11 protein-coding genes are annotated in these 11,079 nt (G+C 73.9%); 4 read left to right on the top strand and 7 right to left on the bottom strand.

Going from position 1 to position 11,079, the window contains the following annotated elements:
• Nucleotides 1-86: 86 nt before the first annotated feature.
• The gene (locus AQJ58_RS18805; protein ID WP_067251843.1) at nucleotides 87-2,660 is read right to left on the bottom strand and encodes a helicase C-terminal domain-containing protein; all 2,574 of its coding nucleotides are present in this window, start codon (nucleotides 2,658-2,660) and stop codon (nucleotides 87-89) included.
• Between the two features lie 80 nt (nucleotides 2,661-2,740).
• Here AQJ58_RS18805 and AQJ58_RS18800 point away from each other — a divergent pair, with 80 nt between their 5' ends.
• Entirely contained in the window at nucleotides 2,741-3,670 is a 930-nt protein-coding gene (locus AQJ58_RS18800; protein ID WP_067251842.1) for a hypothetical protein, read from the top strand.
• Between the two features lie 47 nt (nucleotides 3,671-3,717).
• Nucleotides 3,718-4,341, top strand: a complete 624-nt coding sequence (locus tag AQJ58_RS18795; protein WP_067251840.1) for an HAD family hydrolase — start codon at nucleotides 3,718-3,720, stop codon at nucleotides 4,339-4,341.
• On the opposite strand, the gene AQJ58_RS18790 is transcribed toward AQJ58_RS18795, so the two are convergent.
• Nucleotides 4,329-4,586, bottom strand: coding sequence for a hypothetical protein (locus AQJ58_RS18790; RefSeq protein WP_067251537.1), 258 nt, complete (start codon nucleotides 4,584-4,586; stop codon nucleotides 4,329-4,331). The genes AQJ58_RS18795 and AQJ58_RS18790 overlap by 13 nt on opposite strands.
• Before the next feature lie 28 nt (nucleotides 4,587-4,614).
• Nucleotides 4,615-5,394, bottom strand: coding sequence for a helix-turn-helix domain-containing protein (locus AQJ58_RS18785; protein ID WP_067251838.1), 780 nt, complete (start codon nucleotides 5,392-5,394; stop codon nucleotides 4,615-4,617).
• Nucleotides 5,395-5,471: 77 nt separating this feature from the next.
• Here AQJ58_RS18785 and AQJ58_RS18780 point away from each other — a divergent pair, with 77 nt between their 5' ends.
• Both AQJ58_RS18780 and AQJ58_RS45645 read left to right on the top strand, forming a co-directional pair.
• Nucleotides 5,472-6,497 carry an LLM class flavin-dependent oxidoreductase gene (locus AQJ58_RS18780; protein WP_324613778.1) on the top strand — a complete coding sequence of 342 codons (1,026 nt, stop codon included), beginning with the start codon at nucleotides 5,472-5,474 and terminating at the stop codon, nucleotides 6,495-6,497.
• Nucleotides 6,498-6,729: 232 nt separating this feature from the next.
• Nucleotides 6,730-7,113 carry a cold-shock protein gene (locus tag AQJ58_RS45645; RefSeq protein WP_067251536.1) on the top strand — a complete coding sequence of 128 codons (384 nt, stop codon included), beginning with the start codon at nucleotides 6,730-6,732 and terminating at the stop codon, nucleotides 7,111-7,113.
• A gap of 94 nt (nucleotides 7,114-7,207) precedes the next feature.
• Here AQJ58_RS45645 and AQJ58_RS18770 read toward each other — a convergent pair whose 3' ends face one another.
• From AQJ58_RS18770 to AQJ58_RS18755, 4 genes are all read right to left on the bottom strand, one after another.
• A complete protein-coding gene (locus AQJ58_RS18770) occupies nucleotides 7,208-8,089 on the bottom strand; it encodes a 1,4-dihydroxy-6-naphtoate synthase (protein ID WP_067251534.1) in 882 nt (293 codons plus the stop codon).
• Nucleotides 8,079-8,774, bottom strand: a complete 696-nt coding sequence (locus AQJ58_RS18765) for a futalosine hydrolase (RefSeq protein WP_079079020.1) — start codon at nucleotides 8,772-8,774, stop codon at nucleotides 8,079-8,081. Before AQJ58_RS18765 ends, AQJ58_RS18770 begins: the two co-directional genes overlap by 11 nt.
• 23 nt (nucleotides 8,775-8,797) lie before the next feature.
• On the bottom strand, nucleotides 8,798-9,283 hold the full coding sequence (locus tag AQJ58_RS18760) for a DUF2771 domain-containing protein (protein ID WP_067251533.1): 486 nt from the start codon (nucleotides 9,281-9,283) through the stop codon (nucleotides 8,798-8,800).
• Nucleotides 9,284-9,345: 62 nt separating this feature from the next.
• Entirely contained in the window at nucleotides 9,346-10,788 is a 1,443-nt protein-coding gene (locus AQJ58_RS18755) for an MFS transporter (protein WP_079079046.1), read from the bottom strand.
• Between the last annotated feature and the right edge of the window lie 291 nt (nucleotides 10,789-11,079).

Below are 11,079 nucleotides of genomic sequence, written 5' to 3'. Positions count from 1 at the left end.
GGTCGTCCGCCAGGCCTCCGCCCGTCGGCCGCCAGGCCTCCGCCGGTGGCCCGCCCGTCGGCCGCCAGGCCTCCGCCCGTCGGCCGTTAGTCGTCCGCCAGTTCTGCCACTCCCGTGATCCGGTGCAGCGGATACGTCCTCACCTCGTCCGCCGTGTGGTCGTACGCCGTGACGAAGCCGCCCTCCACCCGCACGGGGGCGATGACGCGCTGGCTGGCGGAGCCCTCCGCGTTGACGTAGCCGATCCAGAGCGCCTCGCCGGTCAGGACGGCGGCCTGCATGGTGGCCAGGGTCTCGGCGGAGCTGGTGCGGGGGAGTTCGCCGGGGGCCAGGGGGGTCGCCGTGTCCGTGGGTCTGCGGGGGGCCGTCGAGGCCAGGTCGCCCGCCCGGATCGCCCGGACCGCCGCCGAGAGCAGGGTCGCGTCGGGCACCGGGGGGCCGTCCGGGACCGGCTCGGGGGGCGTGCGGGGCGGGGTGCGGTGGGCGTGGGCGCGAGTGATCAGGACATCGCCCTCGGCCGATTCGGCGGCGGGGGCGTACCCCATCGCGCGCAGCCCTTCGAGCAGGGTCGCCGGATCGGCCTGGGCCGCCAGGACCGTCGGGGCGAGGCGGCGGAGCCGCAGTGTGCCGGCCCGTTTGTCGGCGAGGATCTCGTTCAGCACGGTGTCGTCGTCGCAGCGGACGTACGCCGAGGCCGCGCCCACCCGCAGCTGCCCGTGCCTGCGCGCCACGTCGTCGATCAGATAGGCGAGCGGCTGCGGCACCGGCGTACGCGAGTGCTGGGCGAGGAAGGCGTGCAGGTCGGAGGCGCTGCGGCCGGCGTCCAGGGCGCGGCGTACGGAGCCGGGAGTGAAGCGGTAGACGGTCGCGCCGCCCTTGGACTCCACGTCGGCGAGCACCCCCAGCACCTCCGCGAGCGGGCGGCGCAGCGGGCCCGGGGCCACGGCCGTGAGGTCCGCCTGGAGCAGGACGTGGTCCAGGGGCTCGGGCAGCAGCGGCGCCAGCAGACGGGCGGCGGCCGCGGCGGCCATGGCCTGCTCCGGCGGGGACAGGGGGGCGAGGGGGGCGGCCGTGCGGTGGTGGTGGACCGGGAGCTTGTCGCCGGGGCCCTCGGGTTCCGGGTGCCGGCCGGGGGCGGCCGGCGACCCGCCGATCAGGGACCGGCCCTGGGCCGACAGCGCACCCCGTCCGGTCACGCCGAGCAGCTCGGCCTCGGCGAGGGTCCAGCGGGCGAGGCGGGAGCGGAGATCGTCCTCGCCCCGGGGGGTGCCCTGAGCGGGGCCGGGGCCGGGAACGGACTGCGGGCCGCGCAGCGGGCGCTCCCAGCGGAGCCGGGCCAGGACCGTCTGCGGGTCCGGCGCGGCGCCCTCCGGCAGCGCGGCCAGCAGCGCCAGCACCCGGTGGCGCACCTCGGGCGCCGCCGAGCGGTCGAGGCCGGGGCCCAGCGCCGACAGCGCCCGCTCCTTGGCGTCCCGGCCGCCGACCACCCCGGACGTCCGGGTCGCCGCCAGCCACGCCTGGGCGAGAAGTGCCCAGCGCTCGGCGGGGGGCCGCTCCAGCCACTCGTCGTACGCGGGCGTCGCCGCGTACCGCTCGTCGGCCTCGCCGTCGGAGGCGATCAGCCCGGCGGCGTACGCCAGCTCCACCCAGAAGGCCGCGGTCGGCTCCGGAACGTCGAGGGCGACGGCGGTCCGCTTCAGGTCCCGCACGCTCAGTCCGCCGGCCCGCAGCACCGCCGGGCCGCCCTCGTCCCAGTCCTTCAGCAGCTCCTCCACCGTCGCCAGCGCGGTGTACGCCTGCCCGGCCGCCGTACTGTCCACAACCTGTGGACGGTGGGTGACGGACGGCTCCACGGCGGGCGGCAGCGGCTCCGGCGCCCGGTGCGCCCGTCCGGCCCGCAGATGCAGGGCGACCTCGCGCGGGAGGACGACCGTGCCGGGCGCCGTCGGCAGCAGCAGGCCACGGTCCAGCAGCCAGCGCAGCCGGGGCGCCGGATCATGGGTGACCTGGCCGTACGGCGGGCCCCACACCAGCCGCTCCAGCACCTCCACGGACTCCGCCGGGCCCTTGGCCAGCAGCGCCTTCATCTTCCTGCGGTGGGTGAACAGCGCGGTCAGCGCGTCCACGGCGGACACCGAGTCGTGCGTGGACGGCAGCCCGGCCGTCGCCACGATCTCCTGGATCCGGCCCGGCGACATCCCCGCCGTCGCCTCCCGCACACTCGGGCCGAGACCGGTGGGGGACGGGTGCTGCGGCGACGGGGCGAGCAGCTCACGGGCCGTGCGGACCAGACGGAGGCGGTCGTCGGCGCCCCACACGAGCGCCTGCTCGCGCAGCGCCGCGAGGGCGCCGGGCAGTGCGGCCGACACCTCCGGGTCGCGGGCGTCCCCGGCCATCAGGCCGAGCAGTTCGTCGTACGACGACGGGTCCGCGGCCACCGCCAGCGCCTCCGCGGTCTGCAGGGCGAACCGGTCGAGCCGCTCCAGCGCCCGTACGACGGAGGCCCGGGTGCCGGCCCGGGTGGCGAGCTGGGTGAGGTCGCCCGGGACCGGGGTGACGAGGTCGGGGCGGCTGCGCAGGAGGGCGGCCAGGGAGGCGTCGTCCCTGCCGCGGAGCGCCTCCGCGAGGGACCGGGGGGCCGGGTGGTCCTCGGTGCTCATCTTGCCCACGTTAGCGGGTCACCGCGCCGGGGGGCCGCGCCCCCGGACCCGCGCATCCCCTGCGCGGTACCGTGCCCTTCGTGGGGATCGAGAGCGACCAGGTCGTCTACGAGTATCTGAGCCGCGTCGGCGACGTCGCACAGCAGCAGCAGTTGTCGTCGGCCACGCGGATGCGGCTCGTGTCCGAGCTGCGCAACGAGATCGACCGGCGCCGCTCCCGGGCGGCCGTCGACTCGCCCGCCGCCGTCCGCCGCATCATCGACCGCCTCGGCAGCCCGGACGACGTCGTCGCCGCGGCGGCCGACGGCGGCGCGGGTGCCCCGCAGACGCCGACGCCCTCCGTGCCCGTACAGCGGGACGACGAGGACCGGCCGCCACCGTCCCCCCAGGGGCTGGGCAAGGTGCCCGGGCCCCGGTCGGGCACGCTCGCCGACGAGGTCCAGGTGCCCGACTGGTGGGAGCGGGAGTCCGATCCGTTCGCCGTGGGCGACGAGGTGCCCGGGTTCGTCGGCGGGGTCGAGATCCCGGAGATGCTGCGGGCCCCGCGGCCGCCGCGAACGGAGAAGGAGCCGGAGGAGCCCGGGGACACGCCGAAGGACCCCGACGGGGCGGCGGGCGAGGAGGCCGCGGCGGTCAAGGGACGTCGCCGGTTCCGGCCCGCCCTCCCGAGCGGCGGCTGGAGCAACCCCTTGCTGCTGCTCACGGCCGTCGCGCTGGTCGTCGGCGCGGTGCTGGGAAAGCTGTTGCTGCTGGTCGCGGGCTGGGCGATCGCCTATGTCTCGCGCCGGCTGACCGACCGGGAGACCAAGCTGGCGGTCATGTGGCTGCCGGGGCTGTCCGTCGCGGCCGGGCTGGTGTGGCTGTGGGGCCGCAGCGAGGGCCGCTGGGGCGCGCCCATCGCCGAGGGGCACATGAACGACGCGATCGGCGAGACCTGGCCGTGGGTGGTGCGGGGCGCGGCCGTGGCGTCGGCGCTGTTCCTGGTCTGGCGCTCGCAGCGGCGGACATAGGCCGGGCCCCCGGAGGACCGGGGGCCCGGCCCGGCACAATGTCCCGCATGACCGTCGCCTCCCTCCGTGCCCGTACCGTCGGCTTCGACCTCGACATGACCCTCATCGACTCCCGGCCCGGTATCCACGCCTGCTGGACGGAGCTGTCCGCGCGGACCGGGACGTACGTCGACGCCGATCTCGTGGTCACGCGGCTGGGGCCGCCGCTGGTGGAGGAGATGGCGAACTGGTTCCCGGCCAAGGACGTGGCGGCCATGGCCGACCTCTACCGGGAGATCTACCCGGCGTACGCCGTCACCGGCACCCTCGCGATGCCCGGCGCCCACGAGGCGCTGGAGGCGGTGCGGCGGGCCGGCGGGAAGGCGATCGTCGTCACCGCGAAGTGGGAGCCCAACGCCCGGCTCCACATGGAGCACCTGGGGATGCGGCCCCATGCGGTGATCGGCAACCTGTGGGCGGCGCAGAAGGCGGACGCGCTGCGGGAGCACGGCGCGTCCGTGTACGTCGGCGACCATGTGGGGGACGTGCGCGGGGCCCGGCTCGCCGAGGCGTTCTCGGTGGGCGTGGCCACGGGGCCGTGCAGCGCCGCGGAACTGACCGAGGCCGGGGCGGACGTCGTCCTCGACGACCTGACCCGGTTCGGGGCGTGGTTCGCGGACTACGAGGGCTGATTCCCCGCCCGCGCCCGACGCCGGCCCGCCGCGATCGACCGGAGCACCCCGGCGCCCGCGACGAGGAATCCGACGCCCATGAGCATGCTCAGCCCGAACATGTACGTCGGGAAAGGCGTCGTACCGAGGAACAGCGGGGCGATCGTCACGAGGGTGGCCACGGCACCGACGAGGAAGACGACGGCCCCGGCACGGATCAGTCGGTCACCGGGAGCGGCGGAATCGGTTGGGGTTCTGTCACGCACCGGACCAGGGTAGTTCCAGTGCGCCGCCCTACCTCTTCCCGGGCTCCTGACCGGCGGCAGGGCAAGCCATGGCCCCGGCTGCTCTCGAGAGGGCTTCGGCCGTCGCCGGGTCGGCCGGCAGGAACGCCTCCAGTTTCAGCTCGGCAAGCGTCACGTCGACGGCGGTGGCGAAGGTCGTCACCGTCGTCATCAGGCGCAGCTCACCGTACGAGGAGCGAAGGTGAAGCGGCACCGCGAAACCGAGGTGCCCGGCGGACGGCTCCAGCCCGGGAACGTACCCGGTGAGCTCCGCGCGCAACTGCTCCAGGTGGCCGAGGCGCACCACGATGTGGCGGGCCCACTCGGCGAGGTTGAGGATACGGGGAGCCAGGCCGTCGGGATGCAGCGCAAGGCGGTAGATGTTCGTGCCCGGCCCCACCAGCTCGGGGGCCGCACCCTCGGTGATCAGGTCCAATGCGGTGTTCGCGGCGATCAGGTCCCCGCTCCGGTCCACGACCAGCGCCGGGTACGGCAGGTGCCCGCGGAGGATGTGGTCGATCGCCGTGCGTACGGGGGCCAGCACCGGATCGTCCAGGGAGCTCTCCGGGTATGCGGGCGCGTACCCGGCGGCCAGCAGCAGCTCGTTGCGTTCCCGCAGCGGCAGCTCCAGCGACTCGGCCAGGCGCACGACCATGTTCCGGCCCGGGACGGACCTGCCGGACTCGATGAAGCTGAGGTAGCGCTGGGTGGTGCCCGCTCGCAGCGCCAGGTCGAGTTGGCTGACATGACGGCGGGTACGACGTTCACGAAGCGCACGGGGGAAGTCCACGAGCCTGTTGTAACGGCGGAGGAGGGTCACAGGCCATTCCCCGCAGGGAATTGTCGCCACTCGTACCGGTCGTGAACATGGCCGACATGGACATCGGTGTGCTACTTCCGACCGGAACCGCCCAGTGGGGCGCTGCGGACGACCCTCGCGAGCTGATCGCCTTCGGCCGGTACGCCGAATGCTCGGGCTTCTCCTCGCTCTTCGTCAACGATTCGCTGATCAGCCCGCGCATCGAGGCGCTCACGATGCTGGCCGCACTCGCCCCGGTGACCGAGACCGTCATGCTGGGCACGGCTGCGCTGATGCCGTTCCTCCGTCGGCCGATCCAGGCCGCGCAGTCCCTCGCGTCGATCGATGTGCTGTCCGGTGGCCGGCTCACCGTTGCCGTCGGCGCCGGCTTCCCGGGCCGATTCGGGCGGCCCCTCTACACGCTGTCCGAGGTGCCGTGGGAAAGGCGCTTCGCCCGCCTGGACGAGACCGTCGCGCTGTGGCGGGCCCTGTGGGACGGTGCCGACGCCTTCCACGGCGAGATCCTCCGGTTCGATGACATCCCGCCCACGACCGGGCCGTCCCGAGCCGGCGGCCCACCCATCTGGCTCGGCGGCGCGACACCCGCGGCGCTGGCCCGCACCGGCCGGCTGTACGACGGATGGCTGCCCTACCCGCCAGACCCCGCCGACTACGGGTCCGGCCTCCGTACCGTCCACGAGGCGGCGGCCGACGCCGGGCGGGCGCCCGAGGGCATCACCCCCGCACTGTTCGTCTCGGTACGGATCGACGACGACGTCGAGAGCGGCCGTCGGGCACTGGACGACTACGCGCGGGCCACATACGGAATGCCACTGGAGGAGCTGGAACAGATCCAGGCAGTGGTCACCGGCTCCGCGGGCCAGGTGGTGGAGCGCCTGGGAGAGTACGTCGCCGCCGGTGCTCGGCACATCGTCGCCCGCCTCGGTGCCCTGGACCTGCACTCCCAGCGCGAACAGCTCGCACGGCTCGCGGACCTGATTCCCGCCGTCCGGGGGGCAGCAGTGGACTTCCCTGACCGGCTCGGCCGGACGGGGCGCCCGGTGATCGGGGGTCTGCTCGGGGACGTTCGCTGAGGCCCGGGAACGGTCGTGCGGCTGTCTTCCGGATCAAGGAAGAGGCCAAGTCCGTCTGGATCCGCACACTTTCCACACGCAACCGAGCTTCTGTCCCGCCGGCCTCGGACCACAACGGGCTCCGCGCCGTTTTAAGGCGTGTTCCGCTGGAGAGACCCCCGGTAAGGTGGTTCGACGGCTTGTTCAACGGCGTCCGGGTGTCTGTCCAGGACGGATCGAGGGAGTGTGTGCTTTGCCGACTGGCAAGGTCAAGTGGTTCAACAGTGAGAAGGGCTTCGGCTTCCTCTCCCGTGACGACGGCGGTGACGTCTTCGTCCATTCCTCCGTCCTCCCCGCCGGAGTCGAGGCCCTGAAGCCGGGCCAGCGAGTGGAGTTCGGCGTCGTCGCCGGACAGCGCGGCGACCAGGCACTCTCCGTCGTTGTCCTCGACCCGACGCCCTCCGTCGCGGCGGCCCAGCGCAAGAAGCCGGACGAACTGGCCTCCATCGTGCAGGACCTGACGACCCTCCTCGAGAACATCACGCCGATGCTGGAGAAGGGCCGCTACCCCGACAAGGCCTCCGGCAAGAAGATCGCCGGCCTGCTGCGCGCGGTCGCCGACCAGCTGGACGTCTGACCCGCAGCCGGGTCCGGGAGATCGAGCAGCCCCGGCCGGGGGGCCCACAGCTTCCCGGCCGCCGGGGCGGCTTTTTTCTGCCGTTCTTCCGCGATCAGGGGAACGCGAGCGACTCGGGTCCGAGCGCGGGCACCAGGCCCTCGGCCGCCGCCCGCGTCAGCAGTCCCCGGACCGCCGCGTAGCCGGCCTCGCCCAGGTCGGCCGTGAAGGCGTTGACGTACAGGCCGATGTGCTGGTCGGCGACCGCCGGGTCCATCTCCTGCGCGTGGGCCATGACGTACGGGCGGGAGATCTCGGGGGCGTCCCAGGCGGCCTGTACGGAGCTGCGGATCGCGGACGCCAGCGCGGTCAGCGTGTCCGGGCCCAGGGAGCGCCTGGCGATGATCGCGCCCAGCGGGATCGGCAGGCCCGTGGTGGACTCCCAGTGCTCGCCCATGTCCGCCAACTTGTGCAGACCGTAGTTCTGGTACGTGAAGCGCGCCTCGTGGATGACGAGCCCCGCGTCGACCTTGCCGTCCCGTACGGCGGGCATGATCTCGTGGAAGGGCAGGACCACGATCTCGCCCACCCCGCCGGGCAGCGTGTCCGCCGCCCACAGCCGGAACAGCAGGTACGCCGTCGACCGCTCGGAGGGCACCGCGACCGTGCGGCCGGTCAGTCCCCCACTGCCGAAAGCGTGGGAGGTGCCCCCAAGCCCCGGCTCCCGGGTCAGGACCAGCGGTCCGCAGCCCCGGCCCAGCGCACCCCCGCACGGCAGCAGGGCGTACCTGTCGAGGACGTACGGCAGCACCGCGTACGACACCTTCAGCACATCGAACTCGCCCCGCTCGGCCATGCCGTTGGTGAGGTCGATGTCCGCGAACGTCACGTCCAGCGCGGGCGCGCCCGGCACCCGGCCGTGGGCGAGGGCGTCGAAGACGAACGTGTCGTTCGGGCAGGGGGAGTACGCGATCCGCAGCCGCTGCTCACTGGTCATGCCGGTTCCAACTTTCCAGAAGGGGCGCGAGCTTCCCGAAGCCGGTCGTCAGCGCGGCCAGCGCCTCGCCGATGCGCCAGGCCGCGCGGTCGCGGGGGCCCACGGGATTGGAGACCGCCCGGATCTCCAGGACGGGGGTGCCGTGCGCGCCGGCCGCCTCGGCGACCCCGAAACCCTCCATGGCCTCGGCCAGCGCCCCGGGGTGGCGTGCGCGCAGGGCGGCGGCACGGGCGGCGGTGCCGGTGACCGTGGAGACGGTCAGGATCTCGCCGGTACGGGCCCCGGTGGCGTCCGCGGTCACTCGTACGAGTGAGTCCGGCGGACGGTGGGTGACGGTGCCGAAACCCAGCTCGGTGACCGGCAGGAAGCCCTCCGCGCTCTCCGCGCCCAGGTCGGCGACGGTGATCCGGTCCGCCACCACCAGCGAGCCGACGGGCGCCCCGGGCAGGAAGCCGCCGGCGATACCGGCCGAGACGACCAGGCCGTACGGCTCACCGGTCAGCGTCGCGGCGGTCAGCGCGGCGGAGACGGACGCGGCGGCGAGCGCCGGGCCGACCCCGGCGGCGAGGAGGTCGAACGGCCCGCCGGCGCGGTGCAGCTCCACCCCGGGCCGGGACACCGGCCGGCCGGGCTCCGGAAACGCCCGTGCCACCGCGTCCCGTTCTGCGGGGACCGCGGTGGCCACGAGGATGCGGGCGGAGGACGTGACTAGTCGTCCTTCTTCAGCTTGAACGACCACAGACCCGTCGCGGTCTGGCTGTCCTTCTTGCCGTCGCCGGCCTTGATGGTGACGAGCGTCGAGTCGCCCTGGGCGCCGTACTGCGCGTTGAAGAACACGCTGCCCGGGATGGTGCGGTACGTCTTGTCGCTGTCCTCGGTGAGCGGCTGACCGTTCATCAGGATGGTCCAGCGCTTGTCCGCGATGTCGGGGTCGACACCGAAGCGGACCGTCTCGTCCGGGTCGACGTCGATGGACTTGATGTCCTTGTCGGCCAGGCACTTCGTCAGAGCGGCGGCGTTCAGCGCCTTGCCCTCGCCGCCGCAGGTGGCCTCGGAGCTCACCGAGGCGCGGCCGACGGTGATCGTGGACAGCGGCGTCGGCTTGTCACAGGCCGACAGGACGAGCAGTCCGGCGGAAACGGCGCCGGCGGCAGCGACGGCGCGGCGTCGCGTTACGGAGTGCAGCGTGGTCATGGGGCGAAGGCTATCGGGCGGGTGCGGCGGTCTCTTTATGCGGGGGGCCATGCCGCCGTGTGTTACGCCACGCGGGCCTTCGCCGCTCCTCCGTGACGGGCCGAGCCGATCAGGCCACGCACCGTCGTCAGCCAGCCGAGCGCGAGGACACCGGCGGCCACGCACAGCCCCAGCGTGCCGTTGAGCGGCATCACGATGCCGATCGCGCCGCCCAGCACCCACGCCATCTGGAGCATGGTCTCCGAGCGGGCGAACGCCGAGGTGCGCACCAGCTCCGGCACGTCCCGCTGGATCAGCGCGTCCAGCGACAGCTTCGCCAGCGCCAGACAGAACCCGGTCGTCGCCGTCAGACACGCCACCAGGAACGCGCCGAAGAAGACCGCCGTCGTGATCGCCGCGCCCAGGACCACCGCGAGCACCGTCACGATGATGATCTCCGGCGCCCGGGCCCGCAGCCACGCCCCCACCGCCGTACCGAGCGCGTTGCCCACACCCGCCGCGACCGCCACCATGCCCAGCGACACGGCCGCGCTGGACCCGGTCAGCGGGTGCTCGCGCAGCAGGAAGGCGAGGAAGAAGGTCAGGAAGCCGGACAGCCAGCGCAGCGCCGCGTTCGCGCCGAGGGCGTGGGTGACGGCGATGCCGACGGTCCGCAGACCGGGGCGCTTGACCGGCTGCCGGTGCGGGCCGTGCAGATGCTCCTCGTCCGCCGCGAGCAGCGCGATGTCCTCGCCCTTGGCGGAGTCCACCTTCGGCGGCAGGGAGAACGACAGGAACGTACCCGCCATGAAGATCACGAAGGCGCCGTACAGCGGCCAGCGCTCCCCGATCGCGTGCAGCCCCGCCCCCACCGGAGCCGCCACGCCGGTGGCGAGGAGCCCGCCGAGGGTGACGCGCGAGTTCGCCTTCACCAGGGAGAAGCGCGGCGGGAGGAGCCGGGGGACCACGGCGCTGCGGACCACGCCGTACGCCTTCGACGCGACGAGCACGCCGAGCGCCGCCGGGTACAGCTCCAGACTGCCGGTGGCGACCGCCCCGGCGATGATCAGCGCCAGCAGGGCCCGGGCGAGCATCGCGCCCGCCATCGCCGCCCGGCGGCCGTGCGGCAGCTTGTCCAGGAGCGGGCCGATCACCGGGGCGAGGACGGTGAAGGGCGCCATGGTGATGGCGAGGTACAGCGCCACCCGGCCCCGGGCCTCGTCCGTCGGCACCGAGAAGAAGACGGTGGAGGCCAGCGCGACGGTGATCATCACGTCCCCCGCGCCGTTCACCGCGTGCAGCTCGATCAGCTTGCCGAGGCCGGACTCGCCTGCGCCGTGCGCGTGCGTGGCCTTCCTGATGCCGCGGGCCGTGCCGGTGAACGGGAGGTGCAGGGCACGGCCGACGGCACGGACGGACCCGCCGATCCGGCCCGGCCCGCCGATCCGGCCCGTTCCCTTCGGCCTTCTCGATTCCCTCGTCCCACCGGTCCCGGTGGCACCTTCGGATGCTTTCGCGGCTGCCACCCCGTCATAGTGCCCCGAGAATGGCCCGCATAGTGCGGTTCCCGCGCGGATGGAGGGGGTCGGGTACCGTCCGGATAGGGTCCGGGTACGGGCCTGGGACGGGTCCGGGACCGGTTTGGATACGGTCCGGGTACGGGCCTGGGACGGGTCCGGGCGGGTCTGGATACGGTCCGGGTACGGGCCTGGGACGGGTCCGGGCGGGTCTGGATACAGTCCGGGGACGGGTCTGGGTACGGGTCCGGGGACGGGTCTGGACGCGGTGCGGGTGCGGGTCCGGGGACGGTCCGGTAC

Source organism: Streptomyces sp. DSM 15324, from assembly GCF_001514285.1.
Lineage (GTDB): Bacteria > Actinomycetota > Actinomycetes > Streptomycetales > Streptomycetaceae > Streptomyces.
Note: the sequence above shows the minus strand (reverse complement) of the source record. Positions and strands in the feature narration are given on the sequence as shown.